Here is a 25085-nt window from a genome sequence, read left to right as displayed (position 1 = left end):
GCGTTGGACGACAACACGGCTTTTTGTTTTTCGTCCCCGAAGGCCTAATTGAACCGTCGTTCTTCCCGCTTCGTCTAATGGTAGGACAGCGCCCTTTGAAGGCGTGAATCGTGGTTCGAATCCATGAGCGGGAACCAGTCCTCGGTTGGCGTTGTTTGGCATTGCGCGAGCTGGATCGGCTCGAACTTCCCGTGAGGAGGTCGGCGCCAGCCGGCCGGCTTTTAATGTTCAGTCGACTTCCAGCGCAGCCGCTTCGCCCTTGGCGAGCAGCCGCGCAGCGTCCCGCGCCGGCGGCAATCCAAACTGGCGCGCATATTCCCGACTGAACTGGGAGGCGCTTTCGTAGCCGACGGTGAAGGCGACCTGCGCGGCGTTGCCCGGTTGCGCGATCAGCAGATGGCGCGCCTCCAGGAGACGAAGCTGCTTCTGATACTGGATCGGGCTCATCGCCGTCGCCGCCTTGAAGTGGCGATGAAAGGCGGCATTGCTCATATGCGACAGCGCGGCCAGTTCGCTCACATCGATCGGCTCGTTGTAATGCGCGCGGATCCAGGCCGTGGCGCGGCGGATCCGCGACAGGCGCCCGTCGGCGCGCGCCAGCTGGCGCAGCTTCCCGCCTTGTGGGCCTTGCAACAGGCGGAACGCGATCTCGCGTTCGAGCAGGGGCGCCAGAACCGGAATCTCGGCCGGCTTGTCGAGCAGCCGCAGCATCCGGCGCCAGGCGTCGAGCAACTCGTCATCGACCCGGCTGGTCACGAAGCTGTCGCCATCGAATGCCGGCTTGTGGTCGATGAGCAGGCCGGCGATCAGCTCGGTATCGAGCGAGAAGGCGATGGCCATGTAAGGTTGCGCGGCGCTCGCCTCGATGAGCTGGCTGGTGGCGGGTGTCTCGACCGCATAGACGAAATAGCTGCCGGCGCCGTAGGCAAGCGTGCGGTCGCCGATCAGCACCGTCTTGGTTCCCTGCAGGACGAACAGCGTGGTCGGCTGGCAAAGCTCGGGCAGCGGCGGCGTCGGAACCTCGCTGCGGCCGATCGTAACGCGCGCAATGGCCGTCTTCGTGCGCCGTCCGCGCGCATGGCGGCCGGCGATTGCGATCAATTCCCGCAGGGTTTCATTCATCGCTTCAGCATGGGCGATCGATGCAAGCCGCGCAACCAACAGACGCCGCTGCGCGGACCCATCTGCGAGGATTAGGCAAGAGCCTGAGAGCTTTCGGCGCGCCAAGCAGGCCGGCCCAAGCCATCTCTAGGTGACCAAACAGGAGACCTGCAAATGACGACGCAAAAGAATGCGCTGGTGACCGGCGCCAACAAGGGTATCGGGCTCGAGACCGCCCGGCGGCTGGCGGCATTGGGTTTCAAAGTCTGGCTCGGCGCCCGCGATGCCGAGCGCGGCGAGACCGCGGCGCAGGCCCTGCGCGGTGGAGGACTCGACGTTGAGTGGCTCGCGCTCGACGTCGCCAGCGACGACAGCGTGGTGGCCGCGGCCAAAACAGTCGCGGCGCGGGCGCCCGGCCTGGATGTGCTGGTCAACAATGCCGGCATCGCGCCCGGCTATGTCGAGGCGCTCGGCCCGGACGGCCGCTACGAGCGGCCGCCGAGCCGGGAGGACATCGCGGATATGAAAGCCACCTATGACGTCAACGTCTTCGGGCCGGTGCGGGTCACCCAGGCGTTCCTGCCGCTGCTCCTGGCCGCGCCCGCTGCCCGCATCGTCATGGTGAGCAGCTATCTCGGATCGCTGGCGCGCGCGTCCGGCAACAGCCAATCGCCCAACGTCATGGGCTATGGCAGCTCGAAGACGGCGCTCAATGCGATCACGGTGGCCTTCGCCCGGGAACTCGCGCCGCGCGGCATCATGGTCAACGCGGCCGCTCCCGGCTACACCGCGACGGACCTCAATGCCCACAGAGGCGGCCGCACGGTGCAGCAGGCGGCCGAAATCATCGTGCGGCTGGCAACGCTCAGCACCGGCGGGCCGACGGGCAGCTACTTCGACGAGAACGGTCCGCTGCCCTGGTGAGTGTTGATTACTTCTTGAGCTTGCTCGCTTCGCGCGCGAGCGCTTCGATCTCGTCCCACTTGCCAGCCTTGATGAGATCGTCGGGCGCCACCCAGGAGCCGCCGACGCAGATGACGTTGGGCAGGCTCAGATAGTCGGCGGCGTTCTTGGCGGTAATGCCGCCGGTCGGGCAAAACTTCACGTCGGCGAGCGGCGAGGCAAAAGCCTTCAGCGACGCAATGCCGCCGGACTGCTCGGCCGGGAAGAATTTCAGGAAGCGCAGGCCGGCCTCGCGCGCGGCCATGATCTCGCCGGGCGTGATGGCGCCGGGCAGAAGTGGCACCGGGCTGTCCTTGGCCGCGTCGAGAAGCTGGCTGGTGACGCCGGGGCTGACGATGAACCTCGAGCCGGCGCTTGCCGCTTCGTCGAACTGCCTGGCATCGAGGATGGTGCCGGCGCCGACGATCGCCTCCTCGACCTCGGCAGCCACGCGGCGGATCGCTTCCAGCGCATCGGCGGTGCGCAGCGTGATCTCGATGGCCCGCAAGCCGCCACGCGACAAAGCGCGGGCAAGCGGCACGGCATCCGAAACATTGGCGATCTTGAGCACCGGGATAACCGGCTGACCGTTGAGGAGCGACAGGAGCTTTTCGGTCTTGCTGGTCATGTTCTGGTCTCCATTCCGATCATTTTAAACCGATTAGCAGAAGGGGTATGCCAAGTCCACGAACGCAGGCGTGTCGTGATGCCGCGCAGCCTGCTATACGTCGGTTCGCCTTGAAACCGCTTTGACCACGGTCTAGTGGCATGGCCATGACAGCAACCAAGGAAATTCAGCCCATCCGGGTCGCCGCGCTCTACAAGTTCGCGCGGCTCCACGCATACGAGGCCCTGCGCGCGCCGCTCGCCGCCTTCTGTTGCGGGCGCGGCATCAAGGGCACGCTGCTTCTGGCGCATGAAGGCATCAACGGCACCGTTGCGGGCAGCGAGGAGGCGATCGCTGCCTTGATCGATCATCTCCAGGCCATCGAAGGCCTTGCCGGGCTGGAAGTCAAATACAGCGGCGCCGCCGAGATGCCGTTCCACCGCATGAAGGTGCGGTTGAAGCGCGAGATCGTCACGATGGGTGTCGAGGATATCGATCCGGCAACCAGCGCCGGCACCTATGTCGCGCCGACCGACTGGAACGCGCTGATCTCGGATGCAGACACCGTCGTCATCGACACGCGCAACGCATACGAAGTCTCGCTCGGCACTTTCAAGGGCGCGGTCGATCCCAGGACCTCCAGCTTCCGCGAGTTCCCAGCCTGGGTGGAAGAACACCGCGAGGAGCTCGAAGGCCGCAAGGTGGCGATGTTCTGCACCGGCGGCATTCGTTGCGAGAAGGCGACGGCCTATGTGAAGTCGCTCGGCCTCAACAACGTCTTCCATCTCAAGGGCGGCATCCTGAAATATCTGGAGGACGTGCCGGCCGAGGAGAGCCTGTGGCAAGGTGAATGTTTCGTGTTCGACGAGCGCGTGTCCGTCTCGCATGGGCTGGCGGAGGGCGAGGCGGAACTCTGCCGCGCCTGCCGGCACCCGCTGACCGTCGAGGACCGGCTGTCGCCGAAATTCACTGCCGGCGTCTCATGTCCGCACTGTTTCGAAACGCGCTCCGACGAGGATCGAGAGCGCTATGCCGAGCGTCATCGCCAGGTGGAACTGGCGCAAGCACGAGGCGGCAAGCGCCATATCGGCAGCTAGAGCAATTCCAGGAAAAGTGTGAAGCGGTAAGGCGCGGCGACTCGCCGTCGCCCTCCGTCCGGAATTGCGTCAAAACAACTCTAAGACGCGACTGAATAGCGGTCGATCGCCCAGAGCCATGTCCCGTCGCTCTGACGGCGGGCGACCTCGCTGGTTATGCCGCCGTCAGGCAGCCTCGTCGATGTCAGCGCCAGGTTGCCGTTGATCAGGGCAGGGCGCTGCTCGCCGCGCTGGAACTTTCGCCCGGCGGCGATGCCCTGCTCGAACAGCGCGCGGATCGCCTGCCGGCCGCGAACCGGCTCGTCGCCGCCGCTGTCGACGACGGCGTCGGGCTCGAACAGCGCCAGCATGCCTTCGATGTCGCCGGCCCATTGCCGGTCGATCAGCAGACGTTCGAGATCCTGCGGATCGCGCGCCGGCTCGCGGTTTTCTGCATTCGTCATTCAATCGCTCCTTTCTGAAATCGACACGATCCTACTCGAAGCATTCCAGCGTTTCGACACATGAGGAGCCCGACCGACAGCGAGACCGCGCGGGCGAATTGTCCACCGTCATTGTAATGTCAGGGCGCGGGGCCTACCTCTTGCCCGTCCGAAACCCTGCCCGGGCGCGTTCGGCCGGGCCAATTCTGGAGGCATTGATGCTCGACCCCAAGAAGTTGCTCGACGATCTTCTCGGCTCGCAAATCCCTGGGACCGGCTCGACTGTCCGCGACAAGGCGGGGCAGGCGGTGCAGATGGCGAAGGACAATCCGCTCGCCGCCGGCGCGCTGGCGGCCGTGCTGCTCGGAACCGGCACTGGACGGCAGGTCACGGGCGCGGCTGTCAAGCTCGGCGGTCTCGCGGCAATCGGCGGTCTCGCTTACAAGGCCTATCAGAACTACAAGGCCGGCAAGGAACCGGCGCAGGCGCCGGCTGCCAGCGAGCCGGAATTGCTGCCGCCGCCGGCGGACACCGCCTTCCATCCAGCGCAGGCGCCGCAGGGCGAGGCCGAATTCACCCTGACCCTGGTCAGGGCAATGATTTCCGCGGCGAAGGCCGACGGCCACGTCGACGATGACGAGCGCAAGAAGATCGCCGACAAGCTCAAGCTCGCCGGCATCGGTGCTGAAGCCGAGAAATTCCTCATGGCCGAACTCGAAAGCCCGCTCGATCTCGACACGCTGGTCGCCGGCGCCAAGACCGACGCGCAGAAGCTCGAGCTGTACACCGCCTCGCGGCTGACCATCGATCCCGACACGCGCGCCGAGCGCGGTTATCTCGACCTGCTTGCCGGCCGGCTCGGCCTGCCGGACGCGCTCGTCGACCATGTCGAGGCGACGGTTTCGGCAGCCAAGGTGCCGGCCGGGAGCGCGCCCAGTTCGCAGTGGTGAATCAGGGTTGGTAAACGCCGTTGGGCGACGCCTTGCCGGTCGTTAATCTCTCGTTAACTCAGCAAGCGCATCATTCTAATCAGTCGGACCGGCTTATCCTCCTCCCAAGCGCGGTTCAGATCGGGGCGGTCGCCAATGGCCGCCCTTTTTGTTGGCCCCGTCTTTCTCGCCAACAGTTGCTTGCCATGATCCCCGGCATTTGCGATGCCACGTCTTTCCATTCATGACCGGGAGGACGGCGATGACAGCCCTAGCAGAGAAGACCGCCATCGTTACCGGCGCCGGCACCGGCATCGGCAAGAGCGTCGCCACGGCCCTGCTCAAGGCCGGCTGGAACACGGTGTTCTGCGGCCGCCGCAAGACAGTGCTGGATGAGGCGATCGCCGAGGCGGGGAAGACGCAAGCCAAGGCGCTGGCCGTCGCCTGCGACATCAGCAAGGCCGCCGCGGTCGACGACATGTTCGAGACGGTGCTCGAGGCGTTCGGCCGCGTCGATCTGCTCTTCAACAATGCCGGCATGGGCTACAAGTCGACGCTGATCGACGAGATCCCGGTCGAAGTCTGGAACGATGTCGTCGGCGTCAATCTCACCGGCTCGTTCCTGTGCGCCCGCGCCGCCTTCGGCGCCATGCGCCGGCAAAAGCCGATGGGCGGGCGCATCATCAACAACGGCTCGGTGTCGGCCTATGCGCCGCGCCCCGGCTCTGTGCCCTACACGGCGACCAAGCACGCGATCACCGGGCTCACCAAGACGCTGGCGCTCGACGGCCGGCCCTTCGACATCGCCTGCGGCCAGATCGACATCGGCAACGCGCTGACCGAGATGGCGCAGCCGATGACGGTGGGCGTGCCGCAGGCCAATGGCTCGATCGCCGCCGAAGCGGTGATGGATGTGCAGCGCGTCGCCGACGCGGTGCTGCATATGGCCAGCCTGCCGCTCGACGCCAACGTGCTGTTCATGACGGTGATGGCGACGAAGATGCCATTCGTCGGCAGAGGCTAAAATTTACTTCTTCAAGAACGCCTCGATGCGCTCCAGCGCGCGCAGGATGTTTTCCTCGGAATTGGCGTAGGAGAGGCGGATATAGCCTTCGCCGAGCACGCCGAAATCCGGACCGCCGATCAGCGCGACGCCGGCATCCTCCAGCAGGGCCGAGGCAAGCTTCTTCGCCTTCCAGCCGGTCTTCGAGACATTGGGGAAGGCGTAGAAGGCGCCCTTCGGCGTGATGCAGGAAATGCCGGGCAGCGCGTTAAGCCCTTCGACCACGATCTTGCGGCGATTGTCGAAGGCGCGCATCATCTTGTCGACATCGTCCTGCGGGCCGTCGATCGCAGCGATGCCGGCGAACTGGCTCGGCGCGTTGACGCACGACCAGCAGTTGACGGCGAGCTTGCGCACCTTGTCGTAGAGATGGCCCCCCTTGTCGCCGTTCGGCCAGATCGACCAGCCCATGCGCCAGCCGGTCATCGCCCAGGTCTTCGACCAGCCATTGAGTACGATCAGCCGGTCTCGGATCTCTGGGAAGTTCAGCAGCGAATGGTGAGTCTCGCCGTCATAGGTCATGACGTCGTAGATCTCGTCGGACATGATGGCGACCTCAGGGTGCCTCTCCAGCCCCTTGACCAGCTTTTCGATCTCGGCGCGGGGCGTGACGCCACCGGTCGGATTGGCGGGCGAGTTCAGGATCAGCAGCCTGGTCTTCGGCGTGATCAGCGCCAGCGTCTCTTCTGCCGAGAAGGCAAAGCCGTTCTCCTCGCGGATCGGCACCGGCACCGGCGTCGCCCCGGTGAATTCGATCATCGAGCGATAGATCGGAAAGCCGGGATCCGGATAGAGGATCTCCGTGCCTGCCTCGCCGAACATTAGGATCGCGGCGAACATAGTCGGCTTGCCGCCGGGCAGGATCATCACATTTTCGGGCGAGACCTCGACGCCGGTGGTGGTCAGCGTGCGGCGCACCACCGCTTCGCGGGTGGCAAGCAAGCCGTTGGCGGGCGTATAGCCATGGTGGCCGTCGCGCAGTGCCTTGATCGCCGCCTCGACGATGTGCTGCGGCGTCTTGAAGTCGGGCTGGCCGATGCCGAGATTGACGATGTCGCGGCCCTGATGGGCAAGCGCGGTCGCCCTGGCGAGCACCGCGAACGCATTTTCCTCGCCGAGCCGGTCGAAGGCCGCGATCGTGTGGAGCATTTTTCCCGTCCCTGTGGTTCTTTCTGTGAGCGAGCGTTTTTGTGAGCGTCCGCCAGGAAATGTCAAACGGATTGGAGTTCCCCGTGTCGGAAAATGTAGGGGTGTCGGAAAATCTCAAGGAATGGAAGCCGCGCCCGCGTCCGGAGCGCAAGCTGTTCGAAGGCCGTTATGTGCGCCTCGAGCCGTTCAGCGCGGCAAAGCATGGCGATGGCCTCTATGAAACCTCGTCCGTCGCCGATATCGATGAGCGCTTCGCGTGGCTGCCGGACCATCCGCCGAAAAGCCGCGACGCTTTCCAGCCATGGCTCGACAAGGCCGAGGCGCTCGAGGATCCGCTGTTCTTCACCGTCATCGACAAGGCAAGCGGCAAGGTCGCCGGGCGACAGACGCTGATGCGCATCGATGCCAATAACGGCGTCATCGAGATCGGCAATATCTATTGGGGACCGTTGATCTCGCGCAAGCCGGGGGCGACCGAAGCGCAGTTCCTGTTCATGCAATATGTCTTCGACGAGCTCGGCTATCGCCGCTACGAATGGAAGTGCAACAACCGCAACGAGCCGTCGAAGCGCGCCGCCCAGCGGTTCGGTTTCAAGTTCGAGGGCATCTTCCGCCAGCATTTCGTGGTCAAGGGTGAAAACCGCGATACGGCGTGGTATTCGGTCATCGACAAGGAGTGGCCGGCGCTCCGGAAAGCCTATGAGGCCTGGCTCGATCCGGCGAATTTCGACGGCGAAGGCAGCCAGAAGCGGCGGCTTGAGGATTTCCGCGCCGAGTTCGGCGCGTAGACCATGATCCTGAATACCGGAAAACCGGCTTTCGGGACCATGGTCGGCAGACAGGAGTTTAGCGATGGCGCATGACCACGCTTCGCACGATCACGGGTCGGCCGGTCATAGCCATGGTCCCGGCCATGTGCACGGCTCGACCGACAAGAAGCGGGTGCTGATCGCGACCTGCCTTACCGCCGGCTTTATGGTCGCCGAGGCCCTGGGCGGCTGGCTGACCGGATCGCTGGCGCTGGTCGCGGATGCCGGGCACATGCTGGCCGACGCCATCGCGCTCGGCCTTGCCTGGTATGCATTCCATCTCGCCGGGCGCCCGGCCACCGGGCGGCTTACCTATGGCTTTGCCCGGGTGAAGACGCTTGTCGCCTACACCAACGGCATCGCCATCTTCGTCATCGCGCTGTGGATCGTCTACGAGGCCTGGGGGCGGCTGATGGCGCCCGCGCCCGTGCTCGGAGGCCCGATGCTGGTGGTGGCGGTGGCGGGCCTGCTGGTCAACATCGCTTCCTTCTTCGTGCTGCATGGCGGCGACCGCGAAAGCCTCAACATGCGCGGCGCCATCCTGCATGTGCTGGGCGACCTGCTGGGCTCCGCCGCGGCGATCGTCGCCGCCGTCATCATCATCGCCACGGGCTGGACGCCGATCGATCCGATCCTGTCGGTGCTGGTGTCGCTGCTCATCCTGTCGACGGCATGGTCGCTGATGCGCGAGGCCGCGCATGTCCTGCTCGAAGGCGTGCCGGCAAGCCTCGACCGCGACCTGATCGCCAAGGATCTGGAAGGCTCGGTCAAGGGCGTGCGCGAGGTGCATCATATGCATGTCTGGTCGCTCGACGGCACCTCCAACATGGCGACGCTGCATGCCTGCCTGAATGACGGGGTCGACGCCCATGCGGCTGTCAGCGCCATCAAGAAGCGGCTCGCCGCCAAGCACGGCATCGATCATGCCACGGTCGAGCCCGAATTCGGCCAATGCGCCGACAGCCATGACGAGCACGACCATCCTCATGATCACGACCATGCGCATGGCGCGCCCGCCGACCGCCGGCACTATCACTGACCGCGCCGTGATGACGAAGCCGAACAGCCTCGGAGCGAGGTACGCCCGCTGATGGATCGTGACACCCGCAACGCGGCGATCGCCGCGGCCGTGATACTGCTCGTGTTCGGTCTCGCCGCCTATTTCCTGCCGGCCATCATGCTGGCCGTTGGCAAGGTCTCGACGGTCCTGGCGGCCATCATCGCCGTGATCTTCGTGCTCGGGCTGTTCGTCGTCCTGTGGCTGCGCGGACGCAGCCAACGCAAGAAAGGCCTCTGAAAATGAGAATACTCATCACGGGCGCGGCCGGCATGGTCGGCCGCAAGCTCATCGCGCGGCTGGCCAGGGATGGCGCCCTGCGCGGGCGCAAGATAACGGCGCTCGACCTGCATGACATCGTGCCACCGCAGGCGCCGGCGCTCGCCGGTGTCGATGTCGCGATCCACACCGGCGATCTTTCCGAGCCCGGCGCGACGGCAAAGCTCGTCGCCTCGCGCCCGGATGTGATTTTCCACCTCGCCGGCATCGTGTCGGGCGAGGCGGAGGCCAATTTCGATCTCGGCTACCGCGTCAATCTGGATGGCACGCGCGCTTTGTTCGATGCGGTGCGGCTGGCGGCATTTTCGCCGCGTCTTGTCTTCACCTCGTCGATCGCGGTGTTCGGCGCGCCGTTTCCGGACGTCATCCCGGACGAGTTCCACCCGACGCCGCTGACCTCTTACGGCACGCAAAAGCAGATGAGCGAGGCGCTGCTTGCCGACTATACGCGGCGCGGCTTCTTCGACGGCATCGGCATCCGGCTGCCGACGATCTGCGTGCGCCCCGGCAAGCCGAACAAGGCGGCGTCGGGCTTCTTCTCCGGCATCATCCGCGAGCCGCTCAGCGGCCAGGAGGCGATCCTGCCGGTGCCGCGCTCGGTGCTGCACACGCATGCCAGCCCGCGCTCGGCGGTGGGCTTCCTGATCCATGCGGCCGAAATCGACGGCGATAAGGTCGGGCCACGCCGCAACCTGACAATGCCCGGCGTCGCCGTCACCGTCGGTGAGCAGATCGAGGCGCTGGAGCGCATAGCCGGCGCCGCGGTCGCGAAGCGGATCCGCGAACAGCCCGACGAGACCATCTGGGCGATCGTCAAGGGCTGGCCGACGCGCTTCGAGGCCAGGCGGGCCAGGGAGCTAGGCTTCAAAGCTGAGACTAGCTTCGACGAGATCATCCGCGCGCATATCGAGGATGAACTCGGCGGGAAGATCGCTTAGCTCAGACGCCGCCGGACAGGCTGGCCGACAGAAGCAGCAAGCCGACCAGGAAGATGAAGGCGGCGCCGCCGATCTCGACGATCGAATGGATACGGTTGCCGATACCGCCGTCGCCGGCAAAATAGACGGCCCAGTTCTTGGCGAGCACCGCGATCGTCGCCAGCGCCGAGACGGTGATGGCGGTGCCGATCGACATGGCAAGCACCGACAGCAGCCCGCCAAGCCACAGCCCGTTGAGCAACGCGAAGCTCAGCACGATCAGCGCGCCGGAGCAGGGGCGGATGCCGACCGCGGCGACCGCCGACCAGGCCGTGCGCCAGTCGAAGCGATCGCCCGACAGCATCGCCGGGTCCGGCGCGTGCGAATGGCCGCAGGTTTCGCAGACTTCGCCCGGGCCATGGTCGTGGTGAGCGTGACCATGGTCATGCGCATGCGAGTGGTCATGATGATCGTGGTCGTCATGCACGTGCAGGGCATGGGAATGCGCGGCGTGCGCATGCGCATGGGAATGGCCGGCATGCGAATGGGCGTGCGCATGGGCATGTGAATGCCCGCCATGCGAATGGCCGGCATGGGCGGCCGACAGGCTGTAGGCCGGCGCTTTGCCGAACAGGCGTAGCACCGATGGACCGAGCTTGCGCCAAAGTAGCCAGGCACCGAACAAGGTGACCAGGACAAAGCTGGATATTTCGAGGAACCAGGCCGCGTCGGTCATCGAGATCGCGGTGCCGCGCAGCACGAAATAGGCAAGCATCATGACGATGACCGCCGTCAGGCCCTGCAGCAGCGCCGAGACGAAGGAGAGCATGATGCCGCGCTTCAGCGCGACCTCGTTGGCGACCATGTAGGAGGAAATCACCGCCTTGCCGTGGCCGGGGCCGGCGGCATGGAAGATGCCATAGGCGAAGGACAGGCCGATCAACAGCCAGAGCTTGCTGCCGTCCTGGCGCATCGCCTTCATGGCGGCCGCCAGCGAATGGTAGAATTCCTGCTGCCTGAGATTGATCCAAATCAGGATATGGGCGAACGGACCCGTGGTGGTCGGCGCCATGCCATCATTGGTGCCGATGCCGAGCGAGCTTTGCGCATGCGCGGCGACGGGCAGATGCGTCATCACCAGGGTGGCGGCCACCAGGCCGAGTGCCAAACGCAACGACGGTTTCATCACCAAATCATCCTTCCGGCGAGCAGTTCAACTCGAGCTTGGTGGCGAAGATCTTGCTCATGTCGGTGCCTGTCGGATCATTGAAGAACGCGTCCGTCAGGGTCTTCTGGTTTTCCTTGATCGCCTCGTCCGGATCGGGACGGATGACCTTCTTGGTGCAGGTCGCGGGCAGGCCTTCGACGGTCAGGTTTGCGTCGTCGGTGAAGTCGATCGCGGTATAGAAGGTCGGATCGTAGACGCCGATGTCGATCTTGCCGCTCAGCTTCATCGGCGTCTTGGGCTGCGACTCGAACAGGATGATCAGCTGGTCGTTGTCGAAATTCGCCATCAGATGCGGCGGCGGGACCATGGGCACGTCCTTGCCGTCCTGGGTGACGAGCTGGAAATAGTTGAACTCGGCCAGCGAGGAATGGACGGTGTCGGCCACTTCCTTGAGCTCTTTGTCGTCCAGTTTCAGATCGGAGTTCTTGTCGAACTCCATCATCACTGTACTCGAAAACAGGTCGTCGAAGCGCCAAAGGTGGCGCAGCGCCGTCACACTTTGGTGATCCTGGCTGAGGATGACGTCGAGGCGGGCCTCGGCGAAGACATGCGGGTGCACTTCGGCCTGCTCGACCGAGGCCAACGTGGCCGCAAGGGCCGAAGCCAGCATGGTTGCTTGCCGTTTCAGATGCATTCCTGGCCGCGATTCCATCGACTTGGGGGGGTAAACCCGAGAGTTATCAGAAAGGGGGCGAAATTGGGACGCCTGCTAATGTTGGTTTCGATGCATGTCGTTGTCCCAGAACCGCGAACACTTCTGGGCGACATGCATCACGCGGTGTCGCGCGTCCTGAACCACTGCACCAGGAAGTCGACGAAGACGCGTACCTTGGCCGGCAGATAGCGTCGGTGCGGGTAGACGGCGAAGATGCCGGTGCCCGACAGGAGGCGATCGTCGAGCGCTGTGACCAGCTTGCCGGACGCGACGTCGGGGGCGGCGATGAAATCGGGCAGCATGGCGAATCCGAGGCCCGACAGCGCGGCGGCCCTTGCCACGATCGGGCTGTTGACTTCGATCGGACCTGACACGGCAACGCTCATGGAGTCCTCGCCCTCACCCTTGAAGCGCCAGTTGGCCAGCGAGCGGCCGTTGGTGTCGACGATGCAGGGCATGTTGGCGAGATCCTGCGGACGCGTCGGCGCGCCATGCTTGGCGATCAGCTCCGGCGATGCGCAGAGCCTGACCGAGAATGGCGCCAGGCGCCTGGCGATGAGCGAGGAGTTCTCCAGCCGCGAGATGCGCACGGCAAGGTCGAAACCTTCCTCGACCAGGTCGACGAAACGGTCGTCGAGATGGATGTCGAGCACGATATCGGGGTGCTGCCTGGTGAAGTCGATCAGCGACTGGCCGATCGGCGCGTCGGCGAAGGTGCGGGCGGCCGACAGCTTGATCCTGCCGCGAACGTCGCCGGAAGACTGGCGCACCGTCTCGGCGAGGCTGTCGACCTCGCGCACGATTTCCGACGCCCGCTGATAATAGGTGTGGCCGGCTTCGGTCAGCGAGAACTGGCGCGTTGTGCGGTTCAAAAGCAGCGCGCCGAGCTCGTCCTCCAGTTCGCGCACATATTTCGACAGCAGCGCCTTGGAGCGGCCGATCTTGCGCGCCGCGGCCGAAAAGCCTTCCGCCTCGACCACGTCGATGAAGGCGCGCATGCGGGTCAATGTGTCCATGGTCAGACCTTTCGTGCCGCGTCGAGAATCTTGCGGCCGAGCCGTATCAGGGCAACGTCGCTGCCGGAAGGCCCCAGCAGCGACAGACCGAAGGGGGCGCCATCGACGGAGCCGATCGGCAAGGTGATCTGCGGAAAGCCCGAAAGGCCGGAGAGACATAAGAGATGCAGCGCCCGTTCGCGATAGGCCTGGAACTGCTCGGGCGTGCCCGCAGCGAGTGGTGCCGCGCCGGGAACGGTGGGCAGGACCAGGAAGCCGTTGTTGCCGAGCAGCGACCCGAGCTCGTGCCGGAACGTCAGGCGGCGCGCCGCTTCGGTGGCGGCGGTTTTGGCATCGATGCTGCGGCCGAAGCCGAAGCGTTCCTCGACGCCTGGGCTGAGGCTGCCGCCGGCGGAGATCCAGGGGCCATGTTCGCGCCAGGCCTCGTAGGCCTGCAGCCGGCGAAAGCACCAGTAGAGCTCGTCGGGGAAGGAGGCGAAGGCGTATTCGGTCTCCACCGGCTGGCCTATGGCCGAAGCGGCCAGCGCCTTCATGCGCGCATATTGCTCGGCTTCCGCCGGACCCATGACGAAGGCGTCCAGCCAGCGGATCGACAGCGGCCGGGTGAGCGGGTGCTGGTGCGGATCGCGGCCGAGCAAAAGCTTGCCAACCGCCTCATAGGTCTCGATATCGTCGGCGAACCAGCCGAACGTGTCGAAGCTCGATGCCAGCGTCATGGCGCCTTCGAGCGGGATGCGGCCATGCGTGGTGCGCAGTCCGATCAGGCCGCAGAAGCTTGCCGGGGCGCGGATCGAGCCGCCGGTGTCGGAACCGGTGGCGATGTTGGCCAGCCCGCCGGCGACGGCAGCCGCCGAGCCGGAGGAGGAGCCGCCGGTGACGCGGTCGGGCGCGGCGGGATTGACCGGATACGGGTAGTGCGCGTTCTGGCCGAACAGCGAGAAGGCCAGCTCGTCGGTCTGGGTCTTGCCGACGAATCGCGCGCCGGCGTCGAGGATCGTCTGCACCGCTTCCGCCGTGCGCGAGGCGGCATGCGCCTCCTCGAACCTTTGCGGGTTGCCGCAGCCGGTGCGGTAGCCGGCGACGTCATAGATGTCCTTGACGGCCAGGCGCAGGCCGGCAAGCGGGCCTAATTCCGCATTCGCCACAGGCATTTGGCGCAGATCGAGGAAGGCGTTAAGCGGTCCTTGGGTTCCTGGCATCGTTCGATTTCCGGATACGGTTGGACAAACATTGTTCGATGCCGGAAATTTTACAACCGGCGCTTACGATTTTTATTGATTGTGAAACCCTTCGCTCCTATATCGCGCTTGCCCAAAGTCGCACGTGCCTGTGGGTGTCCGCCGATCCTCGAATGGTGAGGGCAATCGGTAAGGTAACTGGAGCCAACCCCTCCAGTCGGTCAGTGGCCAACCACAAGACCGAGGACACCTTGAAGCAACGACGGTGCGGGCCTTTCTGGTTCTCTTCCGGTTGTCCAAAGACCGGGGTTACTAAAGAGGCACACCTTCATTGCCGGCAGTGCGGACGGGTCTCCCATCCAAGCCAAGGCAGACAAAGCGAACCGAGGCCGGGCAAGGCCAAGGTTCACCGCCGCGAGACGGCATTTCATGGTTCCGGGGTCTCCACCGGCTGGTTCCATGGATTTTCCGTCCCGCCTTTGTCCACCGCGTGTTCGCGAGGCTGAGCGCCCGCGTCCCGCAGCCTTATTGCGCGCCGAAAGGCGTTATGGAGAGACCCCGATGGCCACCCAGCGCATCCTTGACTTCCTCGCCACCCGACGTCCGAACGGCCCCTGCCTCGTCGTCGACCTCGATGTCGTGCGCGACAATTTCCGCGCCTTCGAGAAGGCGTTGCCCGATTCCAAGATCTACTATGCGGTGAAAGCAAACCCGGCGCCGGAAATCCTGCGCCTGCTTGCTGCGATGGGCTCGTCCTTCGACACCGCATCGGTTGCCGAGGTCGAGATGGCGATGGATGCCGGCGCGCCGGCCGATCGCATTTCCTTCGGCAACACCATCAAGAAGGAGCGTGACATCGCACGCGCCTATCAGCTCGGCATTCGCCTGTTCGCAGTGGACTGCGTCGAAGAGGTCGAGAAGATCGCCCGCGTCGCCCCCGGCGCGCGCGTGTTCTGCCGCGTGCTCACCGACGGCGAAGGCGCCGAGTGGCCGCTGTCGCGCAAGTTCGGCTGCGTGCCGGCGATGGCCGTCGACGTGCTGCGCCATGCCCGGGGTCTTGGCCTCGACGCCTATGGCGTGTCGTTCCATGTCGGCTCGCAGCAGACCGATCTCACGGCCTGGGACCGCGCGCTGGGCGATGCCAAGAAGGTTTTCGCGACGCTCGCCGACGAAGGCATCGTCTTGAAGATGGTCAATATGGGCGGTGGTTTCCCGACCCGTTACCTGAAGGACGTGCCGGTGGCGCAGGCCTATGGCCAGGCGATCTTCTCGGCGCTGCGCAAGCATTTCGGCAACGCGCTGCCCGAGACGATCATCGAGCCGGGCCGCGGCATGGTCGGCAATGCCGGCGTCATCAAGTCGGAAGTCGTGCTGATCTCGAAGAAGGCCGACAACGACAATGTGCGCTGGGTGTTCCTCGACATCGGCAAGTTCGGCGGCCTCGCCGAGACCATGGACGAGGCGATCCGCTATCCGATCGTCACGCGCCATGATGGCTCGGAAACCGCGCCTTGCGTGCTCGCCGGCCCGACCTGCGATTCGGCCGACGTGATGTACGAGAAGACGCCTTATCCGCTGCCTTTGTCGCTGACCATCGGCGACGAGGTGCTGATCGAAGGCACCGGAGCCTACACGACCACCTACTCGGCGGTCGCGTTCAACGGCTTCGAGCCTCTCCGATCCTACGTGATCTGAGCAGTTCGCAAGAGACCGCTCAGATCAACCCGGGTGGGTGCTGTCATCCGCCCGGGCTCGCTTGTGGAACAGATCTCCGCTCGTGAAGGATCGCGGATATGGAATACCTGATCAAATCGGCCATTGCGGCCACCGAAATTGCCCCCTCGTCCGGACCGTCGGCTGAGCTTTTCTCCGCGGGGGAGAAGAGCCCGATCGCGGCGCTGGCGCCCTCCCTGGCCCACCGGGCACAGGCTGGCTCGCGCGGCGCGCCGGACGGGGGGGCCGCCCAGGCGCCGGCCTTCGTCATCGTTGGCGAAGGCGCGGGCGACGCCGTGGCGCGCGAAGCGCTGCTCGACCGGGCCATGGGACCGAACCGCAAGAAGAAGTCGTCCGAGAAGCTGCGGCGCGGCCGCCGGCCGTCGGAAGGCCTGGCCTTCGTTGCCCGCGACGCGTCGGGCGCGGTCGTCGGCACGGTGCGGCTTTGGGATGTGAGGCTGGGCGAGGGCGGTCCGGCGCTCCTGCTCGGCCCGCTCGCGGTCGAGCCGGGATTGAAGAGCGGCGGCATCGGCTCGGCGCTGATGCGGCACGCGGTCGCCGAAGCCGCGCGGCTCGGCCATGGCGCGGTCCTGCTCGTCGGCGACGCGCCCTATTACGGCCGGTTCGGCTTCTCGGCCGACCGCACCGGAACGCTTGCCATGCCTGGCCCCTATGAGCGGCACCGGCTTCTGGCTGTGGAGCTGAAGGACGGCGCGCTGGATCGAGCCAGGGGCACGATCAAGGCCGCCGGCCGTAAGATCAAGGGACAGGCCCTGGGCTTCGTCGCCTGAAGGCTTCGGGCTCGACAAAAAACGCAACGCCGCCCATCGGGCGGCGTTTTTTGTGAAAGATCAGCCGAGCAGCTGGCTGAGCGCCATGGCGACCGTCATGTCGCCTTCGACCTTGAGCTTGCCGGCCATGAAGGCCATGGTCGGGTTGAGGTCGCCGGCAATCAGCGAATCCAGATCGTCGAGCGAGAGCTTGATCGTGCAGTCGGCCGGCGCGTCGGTGGTCGAGACGGTCGCGCCGTCGATGACGATGACGCCGTCGCTGCCGGTGTCGAACTTGACCGAATGCTCGAAGCCGGCGCTTGCCACGCGCGACTTGATCTTGTCGGCAATCTCCTGAACGCCCATGGCGGTTCTCCTCATTGGTTGCGTTGACGCGCACCGGCTCGCGGCCGCTGGGCGACGCACCACGCCTGCGCGCGGTCGCGTGTCACCGGCGCATATAGCTTCGAGTTGACGTTAACGTCAACGCGGTCACCATGCGTCAAGTCGCATCACGGGTAAGCTGGCTCAGGCACATCCATGCCGAACCTTGGCCGGACAATCAATGCTCCGGCGCGGCCTTGAACGCCTTGGTCATCGCCGCCGCGGTTTCGCCGGCACCCCTGCGGCGACGGAGCGCGTTGTCGCGGATATCGTCCTTGGAGAGGAAGTTGACCTGGTCGATCAGCACCTCGTGCACCAGCTCGACGCCGATACGGGTGTTGATGGTATCGCGGATCGACTTGCGGAAGGCGTCGAGATCAATCGACTCCTTCTTGGTGAAATCGATCTGCGGATTGGAATAGAGATAGGAATAGACCTGGTCGGTCATCAGCGCCTGCGCCGGGATCGACAGCTTCTTAATCTCCGCCGGCTCAACCGTGTAGACGAGCTTGGTGAGGAAATAGCCATCGATCCTGCCGTCGCGCAGCAGCGGCACCGAGATCATGTCGGTCTTGACGTAGTCGAGGCCGCCCAGCATCGGCTTCGGCGGCTCGGCCGCGCCGCGCTGGCTGGCCGCCTGGAACGAATAGAAGACCGCGCCAAGCGTCACGGCGCAGATCCACAGCGCGGCGGCGATGAACTTTATCACCGGATCTGTCCTCGCGCCGTGATCATCTTCATCAGGCCCTGGCCATTCCGAACTCGCCAGCCGAATAGGTTCCGTCGGCATCGGCGCGCTGGATGGCGTTCCTCAGAAGCGTGGCGACCTCGTTGACCGCATTGAGATGGGCCAGGATCGCCGCCTCGTTCTTCGCCAGCTTCTGGCGCAACCTGAGCAGACCTTCGCGATGCTGCTCGAGGAATTCGATCTCGTTGGCGCCCTTGAGCGCCCGGTTCAACTCGTAGAGATAGCGGCTCTTGCGCGCGTTCGAGGACTTGAGGTCGTAGGCCGCCCCGCTGCGGATACCGGCGGTCTCCTCCTCCACGACTTCCTCGATGCGGCCGATGATGGCGGCGAGGTTGCCGGGTCGTGCGGCGGCGGGCGCTTCCACTGCGTTGGTCCGTGCGGGAAGGTTGGAAAGGTCCGTGTCGTCGGCCATGTAGGTCCCTAGATCTTGATGTCCGTTTTTATGGTTGTGTCGTCGCCGGTCATCGACTGTGCCGCCTTGCGCTCAAGCTCTTCGAGCATCGAGGTTGAGAGCCTGGTCTGCTGGTCGATCTCGGTCTTCTGAGGCCCGCCGGCAACGGGGCCGACCGGCACCTTGTGCTCGCCGTCGAGATAGTGGTCGGCAAGCATCGATCTGGCGATGCCGATGCCGCCATGCGCGGCCATGACATCGGCCACCTTTTCGGCAAGCTGCGATTTCCACATGTCGCCGGCCAGGCCCTTGCCGTAAACGCCCTCGGTGTCCTTGGGCATCATGTTCTGGATGAAGGTCGTCAGCACCATCGCCTCGAAGCGCTGGAACTTCTTCGCCGGATTGGCGGCTTCCGCCTTGTCGGCCGTGGCGCGCGAGAGCACGGAGCCGGCATCGACCGTGGCGGATGGATCGACCGAGAAGGTGCCAGGCGCACCACCCGCCCGCCTGAGGAGCGCCGCGCGGGCGGCCTCGACATCGGCCGGCTCCGCTGCGCGGGCAACGTCCATGACGATGTCGCTGGGTGGGGAAATGGCCAAGAAAGTCCGCCCTTTGCCGGTTTTGTTATCCGCACAATGACTGAACAAGCTTGTGGCAGGCTTGCGGGAAAAGGGAGGTGGAATGCGGATGTATGGATCGGTTGTCTGCTTCGCGCCACGGGGTTTTTCGCGAGTTGTTGTTGAGAGCTTGCCCGCACGCGTCCGACGCAGAAGCGGGCAGTCTCCGTGACATGCCTGATCCGTCCCGGACTTAGGCCATGGCGGCGTTCTGTGCAGCCTCAAATACATGGCGTGCGGACGTCGTACCCGCTACATGCTCCGTACCTGCGACGCCGAGGTCCATCCATCCCGCATTCACGGCCTCAAACATTTCTTCGGCAGGTCCGGTGTGGCCCTTCGGGATGCCGAACTGCTCGAACGCTTCCGCCCACCCTGCACGCGGAATTGCAAAGGCTTTCACGTCAAGATTCAGGACTTCACCCAGTTGCTCCGCGACTTCATCCGCGGTGACCATCGAACCAAGCTCGACGACGCGCTGCCCTGACCATGCTGGCCCGGTCAAAAGGGTTGCGACTTCCGCGCCGATGTCGTTCGTCGCGACCATGGCCGATTTCCGGTTTGTCGGATTGTAGTAGACCGGCAGCGTTCCGCCATGCGCGACCTGCAAGCCGTAAAGAAAATTTTCGAAGAACCCGCCTGCACGCACAAATGCAATTGGCGACATCAGGTCGCGAAAACCTTGCTCCAGAAGCGACAAGGCCGTGATCACCCCGTGCCCGCTCGTTCTGTTCGCACCCATCGACGAAAGCGCAACCACTCGCGGCGGCGCTGCCTTGGTGAGCGCCTCGACGTAGTTTGCGATCACGCCCTTTGCTTCTTTGTAATCGGGCGAGGGCGCCCAGACAGGAGGCAACATGACGAACGCGCCTTCGACGCCTTTGAGCGCTTGCTCGATGGCCGCTGAATCATTCCAATCACCGTCTACCAGTTCCACGCCCTGGTTCGCCCAGTTAGCCGCCTTCTCGCGATTGCGGACGAGCGCGCGTACCTCCTTGCCGTGCGCCAACAGATGTTTGGCCGTTGCGCCGCCAACTTTTCCCGTGATTCCCATTACTAAAAACATGTGTTTTCTCCTGATGTTGAGGGAACAGAGCACTGCCCCGGTTGGTTCAATGGATGAGCGGCAAAATGGCCCGGATTCGGGGATCACGCAGGTAGAGGCCGCCCCATGTCATCGCGCCCAGAAGCATGGAAACGATTTCCGGCGGCGACCCCAATTCACCAATGCGGACATGGGCGCAGATGGCACCTCCCAAAAAGCCCGTTACTAGGACGGCGCCGAGGACGGCGGTGGCCGGGATGGCGTAAAGGATGGCACAGGCGAGTATGACCGGACCCACGACACGGGTCAGGTCCATCGCGAATCCGGTTTCCTGCAACATGCTCGCGATCTGTGCCGGCGCGATAAGCTGAATAGTGCCGTCTGCCACCAGAGCGATAACGACAAACGCGGTCATTATCCGGCCGGCCCACAGGGCGCGATGCGGGGTCATGGTTTCAGGTATCTGATGCAGATTCATAGTTTCGGACACTTGTCATTCTCCGATGGGCGGATCCCCATATTCGAAGCTTACTGTGTCCCCTAGGTGTGATAAACACCGGGGAAGCGAACCAACTGTTCTCTTTTTGGGAAACAATACCGAGGCGCGAAAATGCAGAATCTCGAACCCATCCTCATTTTCATAACGGTAGCGGAAATGGGGAGCTTCACCCGCGCGGCGGATAGCCTGGGTATCCAAAAAGGGAGGGCCTCAACGGCGGTCCGGAAGTTGGAGGAGGATGTAGGTGTCAGGCTCCTGCACCGGACGACGCGCAGCGTGCGGTTGACGGAGGACGGACGCGCATTTCATGTCCGTGCCCGCGATCTGCTTGCTGAAGTCGATGACCTACACTCGATGTTCGCAGGCGATCGCGTGGCACTTCGCGGGCGTTTACGGGTCGATCTTCCGACCGAGGTGGCGCGCACATCGATCGTGCCGGCCTTGCCGGATTTCATGGCCGCTCACCCCGAGTTGGAGCTGGAGGTGTCGAGTACGGATCGGCAAGTCGATCTGGTTCAAGAGGGATTTGACTGCGTGTTGCGACTTGGTCCCATCGGGGACGAGACGCTGATTGCCCGCCCACTGGGCCTGTTGCGCATGGTCAACGCTGCCAGTCCCGCCTATCTGGCGCGCCATGGCGTGCCTCGATCGCTAGAAGATCTCCAGCGTCAGGAGCATCGGACAATTCATTTTTCGACAATGCTGGGCGCAAGACCCTACGGATGGGAATATCCGGACGGCGACAGCTACGCGACGCTTCAGTTGCCAGGTGCGCTACACGTCAACAGCGCACAGACCTACGAAGCCGCTGCCCTCGCCGGCCTTGGCCTGATTCAGGCGCCACTCTTGGGGATTGGCCGATACTTGGAGAGTGGGGCGCTTGTCGAGATCATACCTGATTTTCGTCGCCGGGCGCTCGCCGTGTCCCTCGTCGTAGCACATCGGAGCAATCTGTCGCGCCGAGTCCGCGCATTCATGAAGTGGATCGAAGATGTGCTGACGCCGTATCTGGAATAGCGAGACGAACATCTTCTGAACCCGACCGCGTGAAAGTCGGCTCTGAGGCGCAAAGCGGTCGTTCACGTGGTGTCGTCCGTGAGTCACCCTCGGATTATTGCTGAACTACTCGTCGGCCCGCTTCTGTGTGATCAGGTCGAGCCGCTCGCGGTCGGAGCGTTCGCGCTCGTCGCGGCGGCGCACGTCCTTGTAGGCACGCTCGACCATATTGGTGCGCGCTGTCGCGGTGGCGATCAGCGAGGCTTCCTGGCGGGCATTTTCGAGGTTCTGTTGCTGCCGGCCGAGCGCGTCGGTGATGCGCTTGTGGTAGAGCGCGGGAAAGAGGCCGGCGAGCGAATTGTCGGTGTCGAAACGCTCGATCAGGTCCTTGGCCTCGGCTTCCGCCTTGACGGCGGCGGCGAGGAAGCCGGCATGGCGGGTCTCGTGCAGCGCCTTCAGTTGCTCCTGCACCTTGACCAGTTTCTTCAGGCGGTCCTTTCGCGTGGTCATGGCGCCTTATCTCGCCAGCGTGAGGTCGACGAAGCCGTCGACGAAGAGCGACAGCAAGGTGCCGACGGCGAAATAGAAGATGATCATGCCGCCGGCGATGACGAAGGGCAGCGAGATGAAATAGACCGGGATCTGCGGTGTCAGCTTGTTGACGAAGCCGATCGTCAGATTGACCAGGATCGCGTAGGCCACGAACGGGCTGCCGAGGCGGATGACCAGGAAGAAGGCATCCGACACCGTGTCGGTGACGTCGACGAGGGCTGCCTGCGGGTTGAAGAACACGTTGACCGGGGCAACCTGGTAGGAGGCGACGAGCGCCTTGATGATCTCGTGGTCGAAGTCGAAGACGAAGAGCAGAAGCAACGCCGAGAACGAGATGATGGCGGCAAGTGCTGCCTGCGGTTCCGGCTCCTCGATCGCCGGTCCGCCGGAGCCGCCATAGCCGATCAGCATGGCGATGGCCGAGCCCATGAAGCGCAGCGCTTCCATGTAGAGCCTGGTCATGGCGCCGATCAGCCCGCCGACCAGGATCTCCGAGACGATCATCGGCGCCAGGATCTGCGGGCGCGGATCGACGAACGGGTAGATGCGGTCCCACAGGAAGGCGAGCAGGCCGCCGGTGGCGGCGATCGACACGAACAGCCTGATCTGCAGCGGCACCCGGGCGCTGGACAGGCCAGGCATCAGCATGAAGCAGGCGCCGATGCGGCAGAAGGCGAGGAAGGCGGCGATGACGACGCCTTGCGAGAGCGCGTTCACGAGATCGTTCCGAGCACCTTGATCTCGACGCCCTTGGCGATCTCGACATGGCTGAGCACCGGCAGGGTGGTGAACAGCCGCTCGATGATCATGCGCACATAGGGACGCGCGTCCGGCGCGGTGACGAGGACGAAGCGCTCGCCGGCCTCGAGATGCTTGCGGATCGCCTTGGTGGCGTCCTGGCCGAATTCCTCGAGCTGGCGCGGATCGATGTCGAATTCGCGCACCTCGCCCTTGGCGTCGCGCTTGAGGCTCTGATGGAAGGCGAGGTCCCAGCGGTTGCCGAGGCGCAGCACCTTGAGCATGCCGCCTTCGGAAAGGTCACCGCAGATCTGCTGCGCCATGCGGATGCGCACATGCTCGACGATCTGCTCGGTGCGGCGCACATGCGGCGCGATCTCGGCGATCGCCTCGATGATCAGATGCAGGTTGCGGATCGAGACGCGCTCGGCGAGCAGCAGCTTCAGCACGGCCTGCAAGCCCGGATAGGAGATGTGCGAGGTGCAGATCTCGTCGGCGAGCTTGCGGTATTCCGGGTCGAGCCGCTCCAAGAGCGCCTTCATGTCCTTGTAGGACAGAAGCTGCGGCAGGTTGTTGCGGATCACCTCGGAAAGATGCGTGAGCAGCACCGACATGTTGTCGGCGAAGGTGAAGTTCTCACGTTTCAGATCCTCGGCGAAGGTTTCGAGCACAGAATAGGCGCGCATGCCGAAGGCCGGCTCGCGGATCTCCTCGCCGGGGATTTCGGGCACGCCGCGCGTGCCGAGCAGCACCATGATCTCGCCGACGCGCATCTGGTATTCGGCGACCACCGTGCCGTGTACCTTGATCTGGTAGCTCTTCGGCGGAATGCCGAAGTCGTCGGCGACGCGCACTTCCGGCACCACGAAGCCGTATTGCTGGGCGAATTTCTTGCGCATCTTCGACATGCGGAACACCAGTTCCTGATGCGCCACCATCAGCCTGGTCGAAAGCTGCTTGCCGATCAGAAGCTCGATCTCGGCGGTGACCAGCGAAGCCTTGACCGAGTTCTTCTCCTCCTCGACCTTGTTCGCCTTCTCCTGCGTCTTCAGGGCTTCGGCGGCGGCAAGCGCGCGGTTCTGGCGCAGCGGGATGATGTAGCCGAGGCCGGCCATGCCGCCGGCGAGCGCGAAGAAGGGGAACAGCGGCAGCCCAGGCATCAGGCCGAGGATGACCAGCAGCGAAGCCGCGACATAGAGCGCGCGCGGGTGGGCGCCGAGCTGGCCGAACACCGCCTGGTTGGCCGAGCCGCGCGTGCCGCCCTTGGAGACGAGCATGCCGGCGGCGAGCGAAACGATGAGCGCCGGGATCTGGGTGACCAGGCCGTCGCCGACCGACAGCTTGATGAAGACGTCGGCCGCCTGGCCGAGGCCCATGCCGTGGCGCAGATAGCCGATGGCGATGCCGCCGACGATGTTGATGGCGGTGATGATCAGGCCGGCGATGGCGTCGCCGCGCACGAATTTCGAGGCGCCGTCCATCGAGCCGAAGAAGGAGGATTCTTCCTCCAACTCGCGGCGGCGCAACTGCGCCGTCTTGTCGTCGATCATGCCGGCGGAGAGGTCGGCGTCGATCGACATCTGCTTGCCGGGGATGGCGTCGAGGGTGAAGCGCGCTCCGACCTCGGCGATACGGGTGGCGCCCTTGGTGATGACGATGAAGTTCACCACGATCAGGATCATGAAGACGATGAGGCCGATGACGAAGTCGCTCGACATCACCAGCTTCGAGAAGCCGGAGATGACATAGCCGGCGGCATGCGTGCCCTCATTGCCGTGCGACAGGATCATGCGCGTCGTGGCGATGTTGAGCGACAGCCTGAGCATCGTGGCGATCAGCAGTACGGTCGGGAAGGACGAGAAATCGAGCGGTCGCTGGATCCACAGCGCCACCATCAGGATCAACACCGAAAGCGCGATCGAGAAGGCAAGGCCGATATCGATGAGGAAGGCCGGGATCGGCAGGAACAGCACCGCCAGGATGACGACGATGCCGAGCGCGAAGAACACGTCGCGGCCGTTTTTCGCCACCGGGCCGGACGGGAGTGTTTCGCTGATCGCCATGTCGTCCCCAAATCAAGACCCGCCACGCACAGGGCAGGGCCTCGACCGTAACCCTCCAAGCTTGCGCGAAGGTGGGAGAGCGGCTACGGGACCTCCTCCAAGCCCAATGCGAGGAAAACG

28 protein-coding genes and 1 tRNA gene are annotated in these 25085 nt (G+C 64.4%); 12 read left to right on the top strand and 17 right to left on the bottom strand.

The features are described 5' to 3' along the window. Positions 1–63 precede the first annotated feature (63 nt). A tRNA-Gln gene (locus KVT37_RS10315) sits at positions 64–137 on the top strand. A 91-nt stretch (positions 138–228) separates the two neighbouring features. Here KVT37_RS10315 and KVT37_RS10310 read toward each other — a convergent pair. Next, a complete protein-coding gene (locus KVT37_RS10310; protein WP_217572348.1) occupies positions 229–1122 on the bottom strand; it encodes an AraC family transcriptional regulator in 894 nt (297 codons plus the stop codon). 153 nt (positions 1123–1275) lie between these two features. Here KVT37_RS10310 and KVT37_RS10305 point away from each other — a divergent pair, with 153 nt between their 5' ends. Then, positions 1276–2025: an SDR family NAD(P)-dependent oxidoreductase gene (locus KVT37_RS10305; RefSeq protein ID WP_217572346.1), complete on the top strand. Its 750-nt coding sequence runs from the start codon at positions 1276–1278 to the stop codon at positions 2023–2025. 7 nt (positions 2026–2032) lie between these two features. Here the strand turns inward: KVT37_RS10305 and KVT37_RS10300 are convergent, their stop codons facing one another. Then, positions 2033–2671 (bottom strand): 2-dehydro-3-deoxy-phosphogluconate aldolase, encoded by a 639-nt coding sequence (locus KVT37_RS10300; protein WP_217572344.1) that lies wholly within the window; start codon positions 2669–2671, stop codon positions 2033–2035. Positions 2672–2817: 146 nt separating this feature from the next. Between KVT37_RS10300 and KVT37_RS10295 the strand changes: the two genes are divergently transcribed. Next, on the top strand, positions 2818–3747 hold the full coding sequence (locus tag KVT37_RS10295) for a rhodanese-related sulfurtransferase (protein ID WP_217572586.1): 930 nt from the start codon (positions 2818–2820) through the stop codon (positions 3745–3747). Between the two features lie 80 nt (positions 3748–3827). Here the strand turns inward: KVT37_RS10295 and KVT37_RS10290 are convergent, their stop codons facing one another. After that, positions 3828–4190, bottom strand: a complete 363-nt coding sequence (locus tag KVT37_RS10290; protein WP_217572342.1) for a nuclear transport factor 2 family protein — start codon at positions 4188–4190, stop codon at positions 3828–3830. A gap of 197 nt (positions 4191–4387) precedes the next feature. Here KVT37_RS10290 and KVT37_RS10285 point away from each other — a divergent pair, with 197 nt between their 5' ends. Then, positions 4388–5119, top strand: a complete 732-nt coding sequence (locus KVT37_RS10285; RefSeq protein ID WP_217572340.1) for a tellurite resistance TerB family protein — start codon at positions 4388–4390, stop codon at positions 5117–5119. A 241-nt stretch (positions 5120–5360) separates the two neighbouring features. After that, positions 5361–6122, top strand: a complete 762-nt coding sequence (locus KVT37_RS10280) for an SDR family oxidoreductase (RefSeq protein ID WP_217572338.1) — start codon at positions 5361–5363, stop codon at positions 6120–6122. A 3-nt stretch (positions 6123–6125) separates the two neighbouring features. On the opposite strand, the gene KVT37_RS10275 is transcribed toward KVT37_RS10280, so the two are convergent. Continuing rightward, positions 6126–7310, bottom strand: coding sequence for a pyridoxal phosphate-dependent aminotransferase (locus KVT37_RS10275; protein ID WP_217572336.1), 1185 nt, complete (start codon positions 7308–7310; stop codon positions 6126–6128). 101 nt (positions 7311–7411) lie between these two features. On the opposite strand from KVT37_RS10275, the gene KVT37_RS10270 reads away from it, so the two are divergent. From KVT37_RS10270 to denD, 4 genes are all read left to right on the top strand, one after another. Then, a complete protein-coding gene (locus KVT37_RS10270; protein ID WP_217572584.1) occupies positions 7412–8098 on the top strand; it encodes a GNAT family N-acetyltransferase in 687 nt (228 codons plus the stop codon). A 64-nt stretch (positions 8099–8162) separates the two neighbouring features. After that, positions 8163–9158, top strand: coding sequence for a cation diffusion facilitator family transporter (locus tag KVT37_RS10265; RefSeq protein WP_217572334.1), 996 nt, complete (start codon positions 8163–8165; stop codon positions 9156–9158). Positions 9159–9209: 51 nt separating this feature from the next. Continuing rightward, positions 9210–9416: a hypothetical protein gene (locus KVT37_RS10260; protein WP_112096401.1), complete on the top strand. Its 207-nt coding sequence runs from the start codon at positions 9210–9212 to the stop codon at positions 9414–9416. A 2-nt stretch (positions 9417–9418) separates the two neighbouring features. Next, entirely contained in the window at positions 9419–10393 is a 975-nt protein-coding gene (denD, locus tag KVT37_RS10255) for a D-erythronate dehydrogenase (RefSeq protein ID WP_217572326.1), read from the top strand. Between the two features lies 1 nt (position 10394). On the opposite strand, the gene KVT37_RS10250 is transcribed toward denD, so the two are convergent. From KVT37_RS10250 to KVT37_RS10235, 4 genes are all read right to left on the bottom strand, one after another. Then, the gene (locus tag KVT37_RS10250; protein WP_217572324.1) at positions 10395–11558 is read right to left on the bottom strand and encodes a nickel/cobalt transporter; all 1164 of its coding nucleotides are present in this window, start codon (positions 11556–11558) and stop codon (positions 10395–10397) included. 7 nt (positions 11559–11565) lie between these two features. Continuing rightward, positions 11566–12234, bottom strand: a complete 669-nt coding sequence (locus tag KVT37_RS10245; RefSeq protein ID WP_217572322.1) for a DUF1007 family protein — start codon at positions 12232–12234, stop codon at positions 11566–11568. A gap of 137 nt (positions 12235–12371) precedes the next feature. Next, entirely contained in the window at positions 12372–13271 is a 900-nt protein-coding gene (locus tag KVT37_RS10240) for a LysR family transcriptional regulator (protein WP_217572320.1), read from the bottom strand. Between the two features lie 2 nt (positions 13272–13273). Next, positions 13274–14470: an amidase gene (locus tag KVT37_RS10235; RefSeq protein WP_217572318.1), complete on the bottom strand. Its 1197-nt coding sequence runs from the start codon at positions 14468–14470 to the stop codon at positions 13274–13276. A 540-nt stretch (positions 14471–15010) separates the two neighbouring features. Here KVT37_RS10235 and odc2 point away from each other — a divergent pair. After that, positions 15011–16144, top strand: a complete 1134-nt coding sequence (odc2, locus tag KVT37_RS10230; RefSeq protein ID WP_217572316.1) for an ornithine/lysine decarboxylase — start codon at positions 15011–15013, stop codon at positions 16142–16144. A 98-nt stretch (positions 16145–16242) separates the two neighbouring features. Further along, entirely contained in the window at positions 16243–16953 is a 711-nt protein-coding gene (locus KVT37_RS10225; protein WP_217572313.1) for a GNAT family N-acetyltransferase, read from the top strand. 60 nt (positions 16954–17013) lie between these two features. Here the strand turns inward: KVT37_RS10225 and KVT37_RS10220 are convergent, their stop codons facing one another. The 6 genes from KVT37_RS10220 to KVT37_RS10195 form a co-directional block, all read right to left on the bottom strand. Further along, positions 17014–17298: an SCP2 sterol-binding domain-containing protein gene (locus tag KVT37_RS10220; RefSeq protein WP_112096391.1), complete on the bottom strand. Its 285-nt coding sequence runs from the start codon at positions 17296–17298 to the stop codon at positions 17014–17016. Positions 17299–17494: 196 nt separating this feature from the next. Then, positions 17495–18025 carry a hypothetical protein gene (locus KVT37_RS10215; protein ID WP_217572311.1) on the bottom strand — a complete coding sequence of 177 codons (531 nt, stop codon included), beginning with the start codon at positions 18023–18025 and terminating at the stop codon, positions 17495–17497. 31 nt (positions 18026–18056) lie between these two features. Continuing rightward, complete coding sequence (locus KVT37_RS10210; protein ID WP_217572309.1) at positions 18057–18476, bottom strand: hypothetical protein; 420 nt, start codon at positions 18474–18476, stop codon at positions 18057–18059. An 8-nt stretch (positions 18477–18484) separates the two neighbouring features. Next, positions 18485–19054, bottom strand: coding sequence for a rod-binding protein (locus KVT37_RS10205; RefSeq protein ID WP_254633917.1), 570 nt, complete (start codon positions 19052–19054; stop codon positions 18485–18487). 211 nt (positions 19055–19265) lie between these two features. Continuing rightward, complete coding sequence (locus tag KVT37_RS10200; protein ID WP_217572305.1) at positions 19266–20138, bottom strand: NmrA family NAD(P)-binding protein; 873 nt, start codon at positions 20136–20138, stop codon at positions 19266–19268. Between the two features lie 46 nt (positions 20139–20184). Then, a complete protein-coding gene (locus tag KVT37_RS10195) occupies positions 20185–20607 on the bottom strand; it encodes a DoxX family protein (protein WP_217572303.1) in 423 nt (140 codons plus the stop codon). Between the two features lie 120 nt (positions 20608–20727). Here KVT37_RS10195 and KVT37_RS10190 point away from each other — a divergent pair, with 120 nt between their 5' ends. Continuing rightward, positions 20728–21633 (top strand): LysR family transcriptional regulator, encoded by a 906-nt coding sequence (locus tag KVT37_RS10190; protein ID WP_217572301.1) that lies wholly within the window; start codon positions 20728–20730, stop codon positions 21631–21633. Positions 21634–21738: 105 nt separating this feature from the next. On the opposite strand, the gene KVT37_RS10185 is transcribed toward KVT37_RS10190, so the two are convergent. Genes KVT37_RS10185 through flhA form a run of 3 tightly spaced genes read right to left on the bottom strand, consistent with a single transcriptional unit; the run spans position 21739 to position 24965 of the window. Then, complete coding sequence (locus KVT37_RS10185) at positions 21739–22122, bottom strand: hypothetical protein (RefSeq protein WP_217572299.1); 384 nt, start codon at positions 22120–22122, stop codon at positions 21739–21741. A gap of 6 nt (positions 22123–22128) precedes the next feature. Continuing rightward, positions 22129–22881, bottom strand: a complete 753-nt coding sequence (gene fliR / locus KVT37_RS10180) for a flagellar biosynthetic protein FliR (protein ID WP_217572297.1) — start codon at positions 22879–22881, stop codon at positions 22129–22131. Next, entirely contained in the window at positions 22878–24965 is a 2088-nt protein-coding gene (flhA, locus tag KVT37_RS10175; protein ID WP_217572295.1) for a flagellar biosynthesis protein FlhA, read from the bottom strand. Before flhA ends, fliR begins: the two co-directional genes overlap by 4 nt. Between the last annotated feature and the right edge of the window lie 120 nt (positions 24966–25085).

Source organism: Mesorhizobium sp. GbtcB19, assembly GCF_019091085.1.
In the GTDB taxonomy this organism is placed as follows: Bacteria; Pseudomonadota; Alphaproteobacteria; order Rhizobiales; family Rhizobiaceae; genus Mesorhizobium.
Note: the sequence above shows the minus strand (reverse complement) of the source record. Positions and strands in the feature narration are given on the sequence as shown.